Below are 16,858 nucleotides of genomic sequence, written 5' to 3' on the forward strand. Positions count from 1 at the left end.
TCCAGTTGTTGTATGCTTTTTAAACCCTTCATTATCCTCAAAGGGTATCCGGATTTATCTTTCAACTTTCAATCGCATTGGCTTGAATCCACGAAAATGGATCTTTCGTATTGATCAATGGCAAGCTATCCATTGTGGTCTATATCAAATTATATTTTTTAGAGTCGACGTTAGTGGTGCAAAATTTTAAAACAATTACAGGCTACCTGAACAATAGAGCAGGGCGTTTGTCTCTTGTAGTCTTAGCGACCTTAAGCTTAGCCGCCTGTGGGGGCGGCGGTGGAGGAGGTAGTGATGCTCCAGCAAGCCCTCCTACCGTTAATGTACCGGCAAGCACAGCGTGGAGTAGCGGCGTATTTGCTGATGCGAGTCAGTTTGCGGCGAAATGTGCCGCCCCTCGATCAGGTATTAACCCAGAGACCGGTACTGATTACCCAGATGTTCAAGGTAGCGTATTGGATGAGAATAATTGGCTCCGTTCTTGGAGCAACGACTTATATCTTTGGTATAACGAAATAGTTGATAAAAATCCCGCTAACTTTTCAACAGTTGATTATTTTGATCAACTTATTACCGAAGCGTTAACGCCTTCCGGAAACCCTAAAGATAATTTTCACTTTCTATTACCCACTGAAGAATGGTTAACACGTTCGCAATCTGGAGCATCATCTGGATACGGTTTGCAGTGGATCGCAATTAAAATGACCCCACCAAGAAAGTTTTTGGTGGCTTATACCGAGGCAAATACACCAGCGACAAGTGGCGACGCTAATTTATCTCGCGGAGCCGAGGTGCTTTCTATAGATGGCGTAGATGTTGTCAACAGCACTACAAATTTAGAAATAGAAACTTTTCTAGAAGGTATGTACCCCTCGATGCCGAATCAAACACATGATTTTGTCGTCAGGGATGTTGGATCAACCAGTACGCGTAGCTTTTCGATGACTTCCGCTAACGTAACTTTTACTCCAGTTAAAAATGTGAAAACTATTTCGACAAGTTCAGGTAACGTCGGCTACATGTTATTTAATGACCACGTTGCCACATCGGAACAATCTTTAATTAATGCAGTTAATCAACTTAATCAAAACGGTATAAATGATCTGGTTTTAGATGTGAGATATAACGGCGGTGGTTACCTTGCAATCGCCAGTCAATTGTCTTACATGATTGCAGGTAATGCGCAAACCGACGGCGAAACATTCGAAGACCTTAAATTTAATGATAAACATCAACGCGTCGACCCAGTTACCGGCGCGCAACTTCGTCCGGTTCCTTTTTATAATTCCACCATTGGACTTTCTGCTGCACAGGGGCAACCGTTACCCACGCTCAACCTCAATCGGGTATTTGTTCTAACGGGTTCGCAAACCTGTTCTGCGAGTGAATCTATCATTAATGGTTTGCGTGGTGTCGGTGTCGAGGTTATTCAAATTGGCACAACAACATGTGGTAAGCCCTATGGTTTTTATCCGCAAGACAATTGCGGAACGACATATTTTTCAATTCAATTCAAAGGTGAGAATGCACTGGGTTTTGGTGAGTATTCAGATGGTTTTTCACCAGCGAATGCCACCGGTACAGCGGGCACGCTGGTTCAAGGATGTGAGGTTGGAGATGACTTTTCTCATAACCTTGGGAGTATTAACGAGGCACGCTTGCATGCAGCATTAGTTTATCGACAGAATCCTGGAACCTGTCCCGCGCCGAGCAAGCAAGTATTTAACAATAACACCAATAATAATTTCTTAACGACGCAGCCAACTTCAATCGACGGCTATATCCGTAAGCCGCAATGGCTACAAAACAGAATTATGACGCCGAATGTAAATTTGGGTGAGTAATTGGATCAATTGAAAAGAACGCTAGAATGCAAATAGCTAAAAAGTTTACTTGTGGAAGTTTAATTTTATCGGGTGTTTTGTTATTGGTGTCCTGCCAGCAAAGAACCTTTCACAATACATCAGATTTTCCTGCTGTTTTGGTTCGCACTACGCCACAATCCCAGTCCGAGCTTACCCAGGTGGTGTCTGAAGCCTTAAATGGTGTTTCCGTCACCTTGGCTGATGATGTTTTAACGAAAACCAGTTTGCTTATTATTGAAAGGGCGAGGCAAAAGGGGCCGGATAATAATCGAATCTTAGGAAGGGATTTGTCTGTACCGGATCAGTTCAGATTAGTGATCAATGGCGAACAATGTTTTTTAATCCATCAAAAAAACGCAAATCGTTATTTACTCGCTAAGTCATTTTGCATAAAAAATTAATATTTTTCGGGAAAAACATCCTTAGGGTCAAATTTGTAATTGGCTTTTGACGATCTTTTAGTTTCGCGAATTTGTTTTAACGCTCTTTGTGCTGCGATAGCCCAGATCGCTACCGCATCCTCCGAATAAGTATAACCTCTGCGTAACAAGTCATGTACGATAGCCCGTCGAGCCGCCACCGCTTGCTCCATACTTTCATAGGGACCTTGCTGATAACTTTTCTTTGGAAGTGCAACCTTGTCACCAGAGCAGGCTAATAGAGTTGTTTGCCCATCTGGTTCGGCACGAAGATAAATTTCTACTCTATCATTCTCGTTTAGTAATAATACTGACGGCTTAGATCCATCGTTTGATTGAGCATTGTAATTTAAACGCATCTTCCAGATTAGCCTATTGTGTTGATCGTTGGCGATATGGTTTGAAATGATAGGGCGCGATTAGGGCTAAATCAAATCAATTTACTTATTAGAGCACATGTTTGAAAACGATTGTCTTCTCATCATCTTTGATTATAGCGAGTAATTAATTAGGTGAATGCTCTGCTATAAAATTCCACGTCCTTGTGGTGTGTGAGTTTTTATTTGTAAATCTACTGGCAGCGCATTTTTTTATTTGTGTTTGTGTTTTCGCTGTTATTTTTTCTCATCATTTTAGGTAAGGCGCTTGCTAAACCCAAGGCGGCTGATGGCGGATCAATGTGTAATTGATCAGCAAAATAGGCAATTTTTTTTGGCCCGAATATCGACATAATATCCGAGGCAGAAATTGAATGATCGCCACCCTCCTGTAGCCATGTTTTCAGTAAGCAAGAAATATTTTTATTAGCGGCGATTTTAACTGCAAAATCCCCAAATTTAATTTGCCCGTCGGAATCATCGAATAAGCTACGCATAGCTTTTCCGACGGTAGAGGCATCAGTTGATAATCCAATTTTATCAATCATATGTTGCGCACCAATATCAATTACGTTCATTTGAAATTCCTCTCATTCCATTAAAATTTGTCATCCAAAAATCTGATATCCCATCTTGGGTGGACTTGGCAAATTTCTAACAAGTAAAATCTTGTGCCTTAGGTTTGCGTCAGCAAAAGTAAAACATTTAGTGTTGCCCCAATGATTAAGATCGGTATTCAAAATAGCTAAGCTTGGGTAGGGCCAGTGCGTCGAAAACAGTATTACTTTGGTTGCTGGGCAGCACGCGTATTAAGGAAGCGTATGATTTCAAAAAAGAGAGGATTAAGCGATGGGGCAAATGTCAAACAAAGTAAAATTCAAACCAATAAAAAAGCGAATTTATTAAGCTGGCGTCAAATTCATTCGCAGCCAGCTTTTAATTCCATTTGCTATATAGCGGTTGCGGATATTGCGCCATCAACAGTAATTACCGAGCCATTTATAAAAGACGCAGCATCACTACACAGCATTATCACCGGACCGGCAAGTTCTGAAAGATTCCCCAGACGTTTTGCAGGCATAGCCGATACATATTCTTGTCCGGCGGTAGAGTCAAAGTAGGCACTGTTCATTTCTGTTTTAAACCAACCCGGGGCAATAGCATTTACCCGTATATCATGTTTCATTAAGTCCAAAGCCATGCTTCTAGTTAGCTGAATGACTGCACCTTTTGAAGAGCAGTAAGCAGTTTGACCGGGTTTTGCAGCAAGACCGAGCACCGATGCAATATTGACAATACTGCCTTTAATTTTATTCTCGACCATTTGCAAAGCAGCTTCTTGAGCTACATTCCAAACGCCGTTAAAATTTGTATTCATCACAAAATCACGATCACTTTCAGTGGTGTTTAAAAACTTTTTCGGTGCAGCAACACCAGCATTATTGATCACTGTTGTAATAAGACCAAAGTTTTCATTAGTGCGCGTTATGCCAGCGTTAACACTTTCCCGTTTACTGACATCTACTGACAAAGCAAATGCTCTGTTTGGATCGTCACACAATTCATTTATCTCGATGACTAATGCAGCCAGTTTTTCTTCACGGCGAGCCGCGACTGCCACCCGTGCACCGGCTAGTGCTAAACTTTTAGCAAGCGTAGCACCTATGCCGCTAGAGGCACCGGTAATTAATATCGTTTTGTCTTTCAGTGAAAAATCAATTGCGTTCATAAAAATCCTATTCGTTAAGCGTGAAGTGTGCGGTAATCTTGAGGTGAGGTATCCGGTGTCTGAGAGGCAAGTGGTATTAAATTTCGCGAGCTGTAATCTTTTTCTGCTAAACCCCGTATATAGCGTGTAGCCATACGATTTGGCATATTGTATTACTGGATTGTTGTGTTAACAATGAAGGTTCGAAAAATTGTTTGATGTTACGAAGGGTATATAGGGGTTTTAGCGTGTAATATTAGTAAACACGGTACAACAATAAATAGCATTACTATATTATTAACAATACGATTGTTAATTAATAAGCTAAATATCCACCTATTATTTCGCCAGTCTACAGCCTTGGTTTGTTGATATTTGCGATAACGGTGGTTTCGAGTACTACATTTCCCGATGAGTTCAAATTTTAGAATAATACTAAGGTACACAATAGAGCGATGAGTGAGCTAGTAATTGGATCTGATGAAGAATTAAGTCAACTTTCTCAATCAAAGTTCGCCAATGATATTCGGGAAAGAAAAATTACACGATCCTGTTTATTAACTGGTAACAGTGTTGAAAAAAAACGCGAAGAAATTCGAAATTATTTTCATAGCACCTATACATTGAATGAATGTTTGTTTGAATGTTTGGCAAGTGAAGAAGCGTTTCGCTATAAGGCCAATAGTTTACGCCACCCGTTGATATTTTATTACGGCCATACGGCCGTCTTTTTCGTGAATAAACTCCATGTGGCAAAACTCATCCCGGCGCGACTTGATGCGGAAATCGAATCTATGCTGGCCATTGGTGTTGACGAAATGTCATGGGATGATCTCGACGAAAATCATTATCAGTGGCCTAGCTCGAAACAAGTAAAGTTGTATCGTGACAATGTACGGAAGCTTGTCGATGATTTCATTTGCAGCGCTGAGCTTAAACTCCCCATTTCTTGGGGCGATCCGTTTTGGATAATTATGATGGCGATCGAACATGAACGGATCCATCTAGAGACCTCTAGCGTTCTCATTCGCCAATTACCTATCGAACTAGTAAAACCCAATACCTTATTTGCCGATTGTACAGAGAGTGGGGTCGCGCCAAATAATTCTCTTCAGACCGTTAGTGGGCGTTTGATCGAACAAAATAAAGATAAAAACGATCGGCTTTACGGTTGGGATAATGAATATGGAAAACTCTCGACAAAAGTAAGCGATTTTAAAGCGAGCCAGTTTTTGGTTTCTAATAAAGAGTTTTTAGCTTTTGTTGAAGCTGGGGCCTATCAAAAGCAATGCTATTGGACCGAGGAAGGCTGGGATTGGTTGAGTTACGCCAACGTTAGCCAACCGGAGTTTTGGATAGCAGATCAAAATACCTATAAATACCGCAGCATGACGCAGATAATTCCCATGCCTTGGGATTGGCCTGTCGATGTTAATTATTTGGAAGCCAAAGCCTTTTGTAATTGGAAATCAGAAAAGCTGGGAAAACCCATCCGTTTACCTACCGAGGCCGAATGGTATTGTCTAAGAAATGAAATCCCCGAAGATCTACCTGATTGGGAGCATGCGCCGGGAAACATTAATTTAGAGTATTGGGCTTCTGCCTGCCCCGTGAATAAATTTGCTACTGCTTGTTCGAACGGATCTACGTTTTATGATGTGATTGGTAATGTGTGGCAATGGACTGAAACTCCCATTGATGGTTTACCTGGTTTTGAAGTGCATCCGGTATACGATGATTTTTCAACCCCGACTTTTGACGGCAAACATAATTTAATTAAAGGCGGTAGCTTTTTCTCTACCGGTAATTACGCTATTAAGGATTCACGTTATGCTTTCAGACGACATTTTTTTCAGCACGCGGGTTTCCGTTATATTGAATCGGAGGTGCCGGTGAAAGTTGAACTAAACCCCTATGAAACCGACGATCAGGTTTCTCAATATTTGGAATTTCATTATGGTGACGAGTATTTTGGCGTCGCCAATTTCGCGAAGGCATGCGCAGATTTATGCCTTAAATTTATGGAGGATAAAAAAACTGTACGCGCATTGGATCTAGGCTGCGCTGTGGGTAGAAGCAGTTTTGAATTAGCTAAAGTGTTTGATCATGTCGATGGCGTCGATTTTTCAGCGAGGTTTATAGCAGCGGCGGCAGAGCTGCAAGAATCTGAAATCAAACGCTACACAATCAAGGAAGAAGGCGAACTTGTTAATTTTAAAGAGGCGCAATTACAAGCGCTCGGTCTAGCTGCAACCGCATCTCGATGCCAATTTATGCAGGCTGACGCTTGCAACTTAAATGAGAAATTCGATCGCTACAATCTAATATTCGCTGGTAACCTAATTGATCGCCTTTATTCGCCGAAAAAATTCCTTAGCATGATTGGCGATCGTTTAGAAAAATCTGGGGTGTTGATTTTAACTTCTCCGTACACCTGGCTTGAAGAGTTCACGGAAAAAGAAGAGTGGCTAGGTGGTATCAAAATAAACGGCGAGAGCTATACCACTCTCGATGGTTTGAAAGAATGTTTATCTGAGCAATTCGATATGATTAGTGAACCCATTGATGTGCCTTTTGTGATACGTGAAACCGGGCGAAAATTTCAACATACGGTCTCACAAATGACAGTATGGCAATTGAAATAACTTTTTGAAAATTTACAAAGCAGGCCCAAAGTGATTTTCCCTCCTGACAAACTGGCAGAGTTCAAAAAGCACAACGCGGGGTCCATACGCCACGAGATGGGCTCGGCGCTTTTGCAGGCTTATAGCTTGCGCGAATTGTTGGCGTTTGCAAATCAAGAGCAACTTCAACAATGGGAAGATTTGCAATTACCTTATGCCAGTGATCAGGGCGATGAAGAGCTAAGAACACTGATTAGTGCGCAGTATCCTGGTCTGCAAGCAAAAAACATTGTCACGTTCTGCGGCGCTCAAGAAGCCATCTTTGTTAGCTACCATGCTCTTTTATCTGCTAGCGACGCGGTACTCTGCGTTGAACCTATTTATTTTCCCTTACGCTTGGTTCCTCAAGGGATTGGCGCTTCAGTAAGCACTGTTAGTTTAAAAGAGAGCGAAAAGGAATGGACGCTAGATTTGGACGAGGTATTCGATTCGATTAAAGCTTTAAAAGGGAATGAGAAACTATTCGCAATAAATTTTCCCCATAATCCGACGGGTGCGCAACTCGCTAAGAATGAATTTGAATCGATTTTAGAATGCGCTAGCGATAATAATACTTGGGTTTTATCAGACGAAGTATTTCGCGGTTTGGAATCAGAACCCGATCGCCAGCTTCCAACTGCGGCAAGCTGTTACGAGAAAGGCATCAGTATCGGCGTTATGTCAAAAGCCTACGCCTTAGGCGGTATTCGTGTCGGTTGGCTCGCCTCTCAGGATGAGAAGTTTATACAAAGAGTAATGTCGATAAAGTCATACTTGTCTATTTGCGGTAGCAAGGTCGATGAATTGCTCAGCAAGATTGCGCTGAGCAATTCATCGGCAATACTGCAGCGCAATATTGAGTTAATAAACGCTAACGTAAAAGTCTTCGAAGCATTTCAAAAGCGCTGTTCTAATATATGTCGCTGGATTATACCCGAAGCCGGGTTTTTAGCTTTTCCTCGTTTTGTAACCGATTTTTCAGCTACCGGCGATAGCGAAGATCTTATTCGGCCATTAATGAACGAGCATTCGGTTTCACTTATTCCGGGAAAATATTACTCGAGTTCTTGCCAGCAGCACTTTCGTTTGGGTTTAGGCTTAAAAAGCTTTCAGCAAGATCTTAATGCGTTTGAAAAAGGAATCGAGAGTATTCTTGCTCAACGATGAGCTGGAAATGTTTTATGTGCTAAGGCTATCGTAGAGCGCCCTGAATTTTTGGCCTGATATAAAAGTTCGTCTGCATTTTTGATCAGCTCGCAGGCTTGGTTAGTCTGGTCAGGAATCATTACTGCAACGCCCATGCTGAGGGTTACCCGATCGCTGACTGAAGATTTTTTATGTGGAATTGCAAGATTGTTAACAGTAGTTTTTATATTACTCGCTACAAGTTCAGCACCTTTAATGTCGGTATTGGGTAGTAAGCAACAAAATTCTTCCCCACCATAACGCGCAACCATGTCATCCGGCCGATTAATAGCTATGCGAAGCGCTTGAGCAACTTGTCGTAAACAGTCATCGCCTTCTTGATGGCCGTAAAAATCGTTGAATTGTTTGAAGTGATCGATGTCAATCATGATTAGCGCGATGGGTGATTTACTGCGTATACCTCGAAGCCACTCCTTTTCCAGATTCTGATCGAAGTGTCTACGGTTAGCTAATTGTGTTAATCCGTCCTGAAACGCGAGCTGTAATAAAAGATCACTTTGTTCCTTGAGTTTGAGGTGAGTTGTGACTCGGTGTTTGGTTGTGACTACGTTGATTGGTTTATGAATGAAATCGACCCCACCTGCTTGCCAACAGGCAGATTCTTGTTGAATCGAGTCGTGACTGGTAACAAAAATTACTGGTATATTCGCCGTTTCGGGATCTTGCTTTAACTTCTCGCAAACCACGAGACCGTTCATTTCGCCCATCTCAATGTCGAGTAAAACTATATCGGGTGGTTTATTCAAACAAAGTGTTAAAGCATCGGTACCGTTTAGTGCAAAGAACAATTCGTAATCACCATCGAAGACGTTTTGCATAATCTTGATGTTGGCGACTTGATCGTCGACAATAAGAATTTTTGGCCGTTTTTTTACGGTACCGAAAGCTAAGTTATTTTCTTCAAAAGTAGACAATTGAGTACCCATTCTTAAACGCTTCGTATTTCTTCGATTAAATCTTGGCAGGTAATTAAAGCGGTGGAAAAATCTAGAGTGTCAATCGATTTCGCTAAGGATTTAGATTCGAATTTCGACATGTAAATCATATCGCCGCGGAGTTGCTCAAAAAGATTCGTAGCTTCTAAGTTTCGCGCTTCTAATAATTGCGTCAACCGTTCAAATTCTGCAAGTAATGTCTGTTGATTTTCGTTTGTATACCTATTCTTAATTCCTTCATTCGTGGTCTTTCTAGCCTCAAGCGTTTCATGGTCGCTTGTAACATTTTTAGGGTTTCCTGTATCACTGATATTTTGCGGTTCGGGGTCGAGCAGGTTAGCTAATACCGAAAGTTTAGGTCTTAAGGTGTCGAACTCTGATATAAGCGTGTCAGCGATGCTCTCATCTATCTCGTTGGGATTATTTTTAAGTTGTTTCTCAAGGGTTTCGGAAATTGATGCTAGGTCTTGTAGACCCAGAGTCGCAAAATTTCCCTTTAAACTATGGTAATCACGATGCGCGGATTTATAATCTTGAGTTTCTATATGTTCCTTCCCCGATTGGAGTAATTTCTGCATCGATTCATCAAACTGATGGATTAAGCGTTGGTAAAGCGAAATTCTTCCAGAGAATCGCATAACCGCACCTTCGATATCAATGCGGTGCTTGTTTGCAAATGCTAATGCTACCGGAGGAACCACGCTTTTGACTTTCTCAGCTCCCTTTTCACTCGGAATATCTTCAATGGGTTTTAAAACCGGCGTACGTGCATGCTTTAGAATAACCTCAATCAATTTTTTCAGATTGAATGGTTTTCCAATATGGTCAAGCATTCCCGCTGCCAGCGCTTCAGCTCTGTCACTCGGTAGGACATTTGCCGTCATAGCAACAATTGGTAGTGACTTCAAACCTAAGCTATTGTGAATTTCTCGCGTGGTTTCGTAACCATCGATACCGGGCATCTGTATATCCATAAGGACAATATTAAAATTATTAGCTTCGCGTTTTAAAATATCCAAAGCTTCCGGGCCGCTGCTAGCAATCTTGATCTTTGCGCCTTCTTCTTCTAAAAATTCTTTGGCGATTATCTGGTTGTTATGATTATCTTCTACTAATAGAATTTCTATGCCAGCCAAGGGAGTATTTGTTTTCTTGTTAACATCTTCAGGAAGGAGCGTGTCGGATTCATCTTGTTTAATAGAAAAGCAGGAATCAACGACTGCGTCTAAGAGCGTAGAGCTGGTAATAGGTTTTATAAGCACCCCATCAGTAAGACCATTAAGATCCTTAAAATTTAAAATGTCCTGCTCGTATGACGAAGTCACAATAACTGCTGCTCGTTTTGTCTCTGATTTGCCAGCTTTTAGTTCTTTAGCAGCATTCCAAACATCACCATCATAAATTTGACCATCCAATATCACGAGATCATAGAATTGATTATTTAACTTTTCTTCGGAAATTTGTTTTAAAGCATCAGTCGCTGAATACTTCACGGTAACTTGCCAACCGAAATCTCTAAGCATGCCGCCAATTATTTTTCTCGCAGTTGAGTTATCATCGACCAACAATACCCTAAGGTGTTCAATGTTAGGTTTCAGCAAATTCTTTTTGTTCGAGTATTTTTCTTTTTCAATTCTCAAGTTGATTGTAAAGCTAAAAGTGCTTCCTTTATCCACTTCACTCTCTATTTTTAGCTCACCACCCATGAGTTCAACAAATCGTCGACTGATGGCGAGACCTAAGCCGGTGCCACCATAGTGTCTGGACGTTGATGCTTCTGCTTGCGAAAAGCCATCAAATATTTTTTCTTGTTGTTCTTTAGAAATACCAATTCCTGAATCTTGGATAGAAAAATTAAGGGCAATTGTGTCTTCCTCATGGCTCATCGATCTTATCGAAATAATAATTTCTCCTTGCGGGGTAAATTTTATCGCGTTGCTAGCAAGGTTAATGAGCACTTGTTGTATGCGAGTTGAGTCGCCGACCAGGGTGTCGGGTAGGTCTTTAGAAATATCAAATAGCAATTCAATTTTTTTACCGTCCAAGTTATTTGCCATTATTACGCCAATATCTCTCATTAGCTTATTGAGGCTAAAAGGGTGTAGATCTAAGCTGAGCTTGCCCGACTCCACTTTGGAAAAATCGAGTATGTCATTAATGATTGCTAGTAACGCATTGGCGGCGGATTCAGCTTTTTCTGAATAATTCTGTTGTTGAAAATTTTGTTCTGTTCGTCGAAGCAGTTGTAACATACCTATGATTGCATTCATTGGCGTCCGAATTTCATGACTCATGTTAGCAATAAATTCAGATTTGGCTTGGTTTGCTGATTCGGCTTTGACTTTTGCTATATTTAGTTCACTAGTGCGTTTTGATATTTTTTGTTCTAGCGATATATTGAGGTTGTGCACTTCTGCTTCAATCCTCTTTTGCTCACTGATGTCACGAATGATCTTTGCCGCACCGACGACTTCTTTATTTGAGGAAATAGTAGGAGAAACAGTTACGGATACATCTAAAGTGCTACCGTCACTTTTAATACGAACTGTATTGTATGGAGGGATTGTCTCTCCTCGACTTATCTTTTCGAAAAGGAATTGCTCGTCTTTAATTTCATCATTTGGAATTAAATAATCGTATATTGACCTCCCTATTGCTTCCTTGCTGCTATATCCAAACATTGATTCTGCAGCCTTGTTCCAGCTTGTGACAGTACCGTCTAGCGTTACAGAAACAATCGCATCATTTGAGTTGTCAACGATGGCAGCGAGTTTTGCGTGTTCCTCATTTGCTTTTAATCGTTCCTGAAAACCAAGAAAAGTAAGGAATACAATTGCCGCAATAATTATATAAATAACCGCAGTATAAAATATAAGTTTCGGTCGCCCATTTGAAATGATGCCTCGTATGTGGTCGTCCGACACCGTGGCCGCTAATGTCAGGTAGCGCATGTCAGAAGAATCCATTAAGGGTATCTGTTGAGCAAGTCCGTAGTAGATTTTTTTTGGCGTGGCCTGAGATGTTATTTTACTAAAGCTATTGCTGGTAGTGATGGCTTCAAATTGATGGTCCCAATGAATCGGACTTCCCGTCTCAAATCCAAATGTTAACTCCGGGTTGGGATGTAATAAAAAATCCCCATAATCATTGGTTAAATAGGCTTCAAACTCGTTATCAAACGCATTCTTAATTTGTTCCAATAAATGCTGAGCGTCGACGTTGATAACAATGAGCCCAAATCTTCTTCCGTCAGCATCAAAGACCGGCGTGGTAACTCGTAATGTTGGAGTGCGCGGATAAGCGAGTACCCCGTTTTCTCGATTTAATGTTAGATCTGAAATGTATACTTCGTTCTCTGAGATTTGAAGTGAGTCAACCACGTAATCTCGGTGGCCTTTTTGCTGTAGTCCATCTCCAGTTACGATAACAATATCATCTGCGCGGCGATCTACTCGAACAATTTCGATTCCGTTATTGTGGAGCTGAATATATCGCGCTTGGTTTACTTGAGGGTTAGCTTGCAGAAAGCCCGAAAAAATAACACTCAGTCGATTCAGCCAAATTTGTTTAGCATTATTCTCTTGGGGGTCGACGCCACCATTTTGTATGGCGCGTATGATCCCTTTAATAGGAGGAGTTAAAGAGAGAAAAACAACGTTCTTGCGGAACTCCTCTAGCTCAGTGAGTATTGCTTGACGTCGCAAGCTGACCTGAGTATTGGCACGGGTTTCGAATTCATCTACTAAGTTTTCGTAACGATTTGCTTCGAATGCCAATACAGAGATACAGACAAATACAATTCCCAAGATAAAAAGGGAAAGTAAGACTTTGTTGGCGGTGGAAGTAATAATAGTCCGCTGATAATGTGCCATTGCTATTGAGCTCAATGAGCGCCTACCCTTGAGCGCACTTTTAAGATTAAATCCCTATCGCCATACAAGCGGTGAATCCGCTTCGAAAAAGATGGTTTATATAGCTTGAGAATAGATCAGCATAGCTAATTTCACCACTTTTGGATTAATACCGCAGGGGAGTAAAAGACATTATTATCAATTCTCTGTACGTAAACATGTCTTGTTGTTTCGAATCGGGCCAGGCCCTGATAAAGTGGTCACTTTAAAACTATTTTTTAGAGCATAAACTTATAAAGCACTGCAGGATGACTGTGGCGTTTTGGAATAATCTCGGAGAAAAAGTGAAACAGAAAACCATAAGTACGCCAATTGGTGACATGGCTCGTCGTATTCATTGGGGTTTGGTTATCGTTTTGCATGTGATTATGGCGGTTGAATTGGCGGCGTCGATTTACAATGGACTTTGGTTAAATGTTTTTCTCATTATTGCAATCATGTCGGTCATACTCATCCCGCTCATTCTCGGCCGTCGCTTTCAGCTACAGATCCCTTCTGAATTTCAAATCCTTGCCGTGATATTTATTTTTTCTTCCTTGTTTTTGGGTGAAATTCGTAGCTATTACGACAAGATCTGGTGGTGGGATATAGTGTTGCATACAAGTTCTGGATTGTTATTAGGAATCTTTGGCTTCCTGCTGGTATACATTCTGAATGAAAATGAGCGCGCGGACTTAAGTATGCGTCCGAGATTTGTTGCGCTGTTTGCCTGCCTTTTTGCGATTGCCGTTGGTGCAGTGTGGGAGATTTTCGAGTTTATAATGGACCAGTTTTTTAACACCAATATGCAGAAAGCTATGCTTGATGATCCGTCTGGTTTAACTGATACCATGTGGGATTTAATTGTCGATACATTAGGTGCGATTACGATAAGTGGTTTCGGGTGGTGGTATATGGAGCGCAAGGAACATTCGTTTATTGAACTTTGGATACAAAAGTTCGTCCGAAAAAATCCCCATTTGTTTAAACAAAACGATCTTTAAAATATGTAATTGCGTTAGTCATTCTTTTTTATGACGAAAGGCATCAATCAACAAACAGATATAAGTTAACGAATGTAAATTCGACAAACTCAACTATTCAACACTTGGCTGACTTTTTAGATGCAGTATAATTAGATTTAATACTTTTTATAAAAATAATTGAAAGTATCCAAATAGCTATTTCTTAGAACACTATTACTCTTAGCCGAATCTAAGCAGCTCGTGATCTTTTAAAATATATAGTTTCTAGTGGGCCGAGTAAAATCAATCAAATAATAATCTTAAAGGTAAAATAATGAAAAAAGAATTCAGGATTAAGTATCTGTTGAACTTAACTGCATTAGCGTGTGTAACTTGTTTAACGTCTGTTCAGGCTGAGACGGCGCCAGCGGATTATTCAAAAAGAGAAAATTGGCTATGCCGCTCTGGCAGTGAAAATTTGGGTGCATGTGTTGTTGATAACACCGCAACAATTGTCGAAGCTAGTGGCGACCTAAGTACAGAAACTTGGCAAGCAAATAGAGCAGCTGATGTCGATTGCTTCTATGTTTATCCAACCGTTTCTTTAGATGCAACACCCAATAGTGATTTGGTAGCCGGGCCTGAGGAATACAGCGTTATTAAATCGCAATTTGCGCGTTTTGCTTCGCAATGCCGTGTATTTGCGCCAATGTATAGACAAATATCGCTTGGCGCACTTCGCGCTAGAAATTCCACCGATGAAAATCGAGCGATGCCTGACAGAGCTATGGGTTACGACGATGTGCTTAATGCTTGGAATTATTATTTGCAGCATGACAATAACGGTCGTGGTGTTATCTTAGTAGGTCATTCGCAGGGTTCAGGTGTACTTACTCGACTTATTGCCGCTGAGATTGATGGTAAGCCTATTCAAAAACAAATTATCTCTGCAATGTTGTTGGGCACCAACGTACAAGTGCCTGAAGGCGAAACAGTAGGGGGCTCTTTTAAATCAATGCCGCTTTGTACGTCGGCAGATCAAACCCAATGTATTATTACCTACGCTTCATTTCGTTCTGATGTTCCACCGGCAGAAAATGCGTTGTTTGGTCGTGGCGGCGAAGGAACGGTAAGCGCTTGTACCAATCCCGCGCAGCTTGCCAAAGGCAACAACGAGCTTCATTCTTATCTAAGCGCAAGCGGTCGCACAGGTTTGGAAGAGTGGGCAGCAGGCAAAAAAGTCGACACTGATTTTGTTAGTGTACCGGGATTGATTAGTTCGGAATGTGTTAACAACGGTAGTCATTCGTATTTGGAGGTTACCGTTAATGGTGACCCGAATGATCCACGTACAGACATCATTGCTGGTGACGTTATTGGCGCAGGTGGCACGCCCGATGCTGGTTGGGGGTTACATCTTATTGATGTCGCGCTAGCGATGGGCGATCTTGTGAATATCGCCGAAAAACAAATCGCTGCTTACCAAAAATAATTGGCGCTAAGTCTTTAAAAGGATGGATAAAATGGCTCTTCTGTCATCAGAAGGGCCATTTTTATATCTCATAATTTTTCTATTTATGCTGGAGAACTTGAAATAAACCTTCGCATAATTGTTTTAGCGTTTCAGCATTTTTTGCTTGTTGTTGTCTGGTTTCCTCGTCGCTTAAGCCGGTAAGTTTGGTATCGGGTGCCGTAATACAGCTTAACTTGGCTGGGATTTTTTCAGCTCTTCTTTTTAGTTTTTTCCCTTCAGTTGTTAACACAATTCGCTTTTGTCTCTCATCGCCATCGTAAATTTTTCGACTTAAAAGTCTCTGTTTTTCAAGCCTTTTCAAGATAGGTGTTAGTGTTCCGGAATCTAAGCGCGTATGGGTACTCAAGGTTTTAATATTGACGCCATCGTTTTGCCATAGGCTTAACATCACGATGTACTGCGGGTAAGTAAGTCCGAGGGGTTCCAGTAGCGGCCGATATGCCCTAATTAAGGCATTGGTTGCGGAATACAGAGAATGGCAGACCTGGAGGTCCAAATTTAGCATCGACATAAAAAGTCCAATAATCTCTAACTTCAGTAGGGTATGCGAACCATTACATTAATTTGTGCGCAAATCAATTGACGAATATGGGTCGATAATATATTGTGCGCAAACTATTTGCTAACAATCTAAATGACGATCTGCTTCCTGCAAGGTGTTTTATGAAACTATTTCCGCAAAACAATATACGTATTTCCAGCGTTTTTATTATATTTTCCTTGTTTTCTGCAAGCCTTATTGCCGCGGAAGCAACGAGTTCAGTCGAGGTCAAAGACGAAAGTTTTGGCTGTGTTATGGAAATGACACCCGTGCGTGGATTTTTCGTCGATAATTTGCTCGGAGATATAGAAAAGACTCTTGAGATAGCTAACTCGGAAAATGGCGGAAAATACCCTCCTGGTTCTGTAGTGCAATTAGTGCCGGGAGAAGTGATGGTTAAACATGATGAAGGTTTTAGCGTTGCCACTAACGATTGGGAATTTTTCGAATTAGAGGTGTCTGCTGAAAGTAGTAAAATTGCAAAACGTGGTTTTGTTGATGTTGTGAACAAATTTGGCGGGAATTGTTTTGGCTGTCATGTCAAAGCTGAAAAGAAATGGGATTTAGTTTGCGAAACAGGCCACGGTTGTGATCCTTTGCCATTAACAAAAAAAATGTTATCGGTTATACAAAAAACTGACCCGCGATGTAAAAATATTAGCTTAAGCGATGAAGAGAAAGCGATTGCGAAACAATTAGAAGCTTTGCTTAATTAAAAGATTAAAGTTTTAGGACAATAAAAAAGCCAACCCTCT

At 41.1% G+C, this 16,858-nt stretch carries 13 protein-coding genes; 7 read left to right on the forward strand and 6 right to left on the reverse strand.

The window, feature by feature from the left end:
- Positions 1–227 precede the first annotated feature (227 nt).
- Positions 228–1,844, forward strand: coding sequence for a S41 family peptidase (locus tag ACYUCY_RS04920; RefSeq protein ID WP_460225349.1), 1,617 nt, complete (start codon positions 228–230; stop codon positions 1,842–1,844).
- A gap of 26 nt (positions 1,845–1,870) precedes the next feature.
- The gene (locus tag ACYUCY_RS04925) at positions 1,871–2,266 is read left to right on the forward strand and encodes a hypothetical protein (RefSeq protein ID WP_460225350.1); all 396 of its coding nucleotides are present in this window, start codon (positions 1,871–1,873) and stop codon (positions 2,264–2,266) included.
- Here ACYUCY_RS04925 and ACYUCY_RS04930 read toward each other — a convergent pair.
- From ACYUCY_RS04930 to ACYUCY_RS04940, 3 genes are all read right to left on the reverse strand, one after another.
- A complete protein-coding gene (locus tag ACYUCY_RS04930) occupies positions 2,263–2,643 on the reverse strand; it encodes a PA4575 family protein (protein ID WP_460225351.1) in 381 nt (126 codons plus the stop codon). The genes ACYUCY_RS04925 and ACYUCY_RS04930 overlap by 4 nt on opposite strands.
- A gap of 212 nt (positions 2,644–2,855) precedes the next feature.
- On the reverse strand, positions 2,856–3,239 hold the full coding sequence (locus ACYUCY_RS04935) for a YidB family protein (RefSeq protein ID WP_460225352.1): 384 nt from the start codon (positions 3,237–3,239) through the stop codon (positions 2,856–2,858).
- 371 nt (positions 3,240–3,610) lie between these two features.
- Complete coding sequence (locus tag ACYUCY_RS04940; protein WP_460225353.1) at positions 3,611–4,390, reverse strand: SDR family NAD(P)-dependent oxidoreductase; 780 nt, start codon at positions 4,388–4,390, stop codon at positions 3,611–3,613.
- A 434-nt stretch (positions 4,391–4,824) separates the two neighbouring features.
- Between ACYUCY_RS04940 and ovoA the strand changes: the two genes are divergently transcribed.
- Together ovoA and ACYUCY_RS04950 are read left to right on the forward strand one after the other, a co-directional pair.
- Complete coding sequence (gene ovoA, locus ACYUCY_RS04945) at positions 4,825–7,014, forward strand: 5-histidylcysteine sulfoxide synthase (RefSeq protein ID WP_460225354.1); 2,190 nt, start codon at positions 4,825–4,827, stop codon at positions 7,012–7,014.
- Positions 7,015–7,044: 30 nt separating this feature from the next.
- Positions 7,045–8,199 carry an aminotransferase class I/II-fold pyridoxal phosphate-dependent enzyme gene (locus ACYUCY_RS04950; RefSeq protein WP_460225355.1) on the forward strand — a complete coding sequence of 385 codons (1,155 nt, stop codon included), beginning with the start codon at positions 7,045–7,047 and terminating at the stop codon, positions 8,197–8,199.
- On the opposite strand, the gene ACYUCY_RS04955 is transcribed toward ACYUCY_RS04950, so the two are convergent.
- Together ACYUCY_RS04955 and ACYUCY_RS04960 are read right to left on the reverse strand one after the other, a co-directional pair.
- Positions 8,190–9,164, reverse strand: a complete 975-nt coding sequence (locus tag ACYUCY_RS04955; RefSeq protein WP_460225356.1) for a GGDEF domain-containing response regulator — start codon at positions 9,162–9,164, stop codon at positions 8,190–8,192. The two genes, ACYUCY_RS04950 and ACYUCY_RS04955, sit on opposite strands and share 10 nt — an antisense overlap.
- Positions 9,165–9,166: 2 nt before the next feature.
- On the reverse strand, positions 9,167–13,060 hold the full coding sequence (locus ACYUCY_RS04960) for a response regulator (protein ID WP_460225357.1): 3,894 nt from the start codon (positions 13,058–13,060) through the stop codon (positions 9,167–9,169).
- Positions 13,061–13,368: 308 nt separating this feature from the next.
- Between ACYUCY_RS04960 and ACYUCY_RS04965 the strand changes: the two genes are divergently transcribed.
- On the forward strand, positions 13,369–14,067 hold the full coding sequence (locus tag ACYUCY_RS04965; RefSeq protein ID WP_460225358.1) for a hypothetical protein: 699 nt from the start codon (positions 13,369–13,371) through the stop codon (positions 14,065–14,067).
- Between the two features lie 295 nt (positions 14,068–14,362).
- Entirely contained in the window at positions 14,363–15,520 is a 1,158-nt protein-coding gene (locus ACYUCY_RS04970) for a DUF3089 domain-containing protein (protein ID WP_460225359.1), read from the forward strand.
- Positions 15,521–15,599: 79 nt separating this feature from the next.
- Here the strand turns inward: ACYUCY_RS04970 and ACYUCY_RS04975 are convergent, their stop codons facing one another.
- A complete protein-coding gene (locus ACYUCY_RS04975) occupies positions 15,600–16,073 on the reverse strand; it encodes a MarR family winged helix-turn-helix transcriptional regulator (protein ID WP_460225360.1) in 474 nt (157 codons plus the stop codon).
- 152 nt (positions 16,074–16,225) lie between these two features.
- Here ACYUCY_RS04975 and ACYUCY_RS04980 point away from each other — a divergent pair, with 152 nt between their 5' ends.
- Positions 16,226–16,819, forward strand: a complete 594-nt coding sequence (locus tag ACYUCY_RS04980; RefSeq protein WP_460225361.1) for a hypothetical protein — start codon at positions 16,226–16,228, stop codon at positions 16,817–16,819.
- The last annotated feature ends 39 nt before the right edge of the window (positions 16,820–16,858 follow it).

The organism is Aurantivibrio infirmus (assembly GCF_054767315.1).

What these genes read in the sequence shown, in the direction of transcription:
- ovoA (WP_460225354.1), top strand. Translation starts at nt 4,825, where the DNA reads ATGAGTGAGCTAGTAATTGGATCTGATGAAGAATTAAGTCAACTTTCT.
- ACYUCY_RS04975 (WP_460225360.1), bottom strand. Translation starts at nt 16,073, where the DNA reads ATGTCGATGCTAAATTTGGACCTCCAGGTCTGCCATTCTCTGTATTCC.
- ACYUCY_RS04925 (WP_460225350.1), top strand. Translation starts at nt 1,871, where the DNA reads ATGCAAATAGCTAAAAAGTTTACTTGTGGAAGTTTAATTTTATCGGGT.
- ACYUCY_RS04970 (WP_460225359.1), top strand. Translation starts at nt 14,363, where the DNA reads ATGAAAAAAGAATTCAGGATTAAGTATCTGTTGAACTTAACTGCATTA.
- ACYUCY_RS04940 (WP_460225353.1), bottom strand. Translation starts at nt 4,390, where the DNA reads ATGAACGCAATTGATTTTTCACTGAAAGACAAAACGATATTAATTACC.
- ACYUCY_RS04935 (WP_460225352.1), bottom strand. Translation starts at nt 3,239, where the DNA reads ATGAACGTAATTGATATTGGTGCGCAACATATGATTGATAAAATTGGA.
- ACYUCY_RS04980 (WP_460225361.1), top strand. Translation starts at nt 16,226, where the DNA reads ATGAAACTATTTCCGCAAAACAATATACGTATTTCCAGCGTTTTTATT.
- ACYUCY_RS04930 (WP_460225351.1), bottom strand. Translation starts at nt 2,643, where the DNA reads ATGCGTTTAAATTACAATGCTCAATCAAACGATGGATCTAAGCCGTCA.
- ACYUCY_RS04955 (WP_460225356.1), bottom strand. Translation starts at nt 9,164, where the DNA reads ATGGGTACTCAATTGTCTACTTTTGAAGAAAATAACTTAGCTTTCGGT.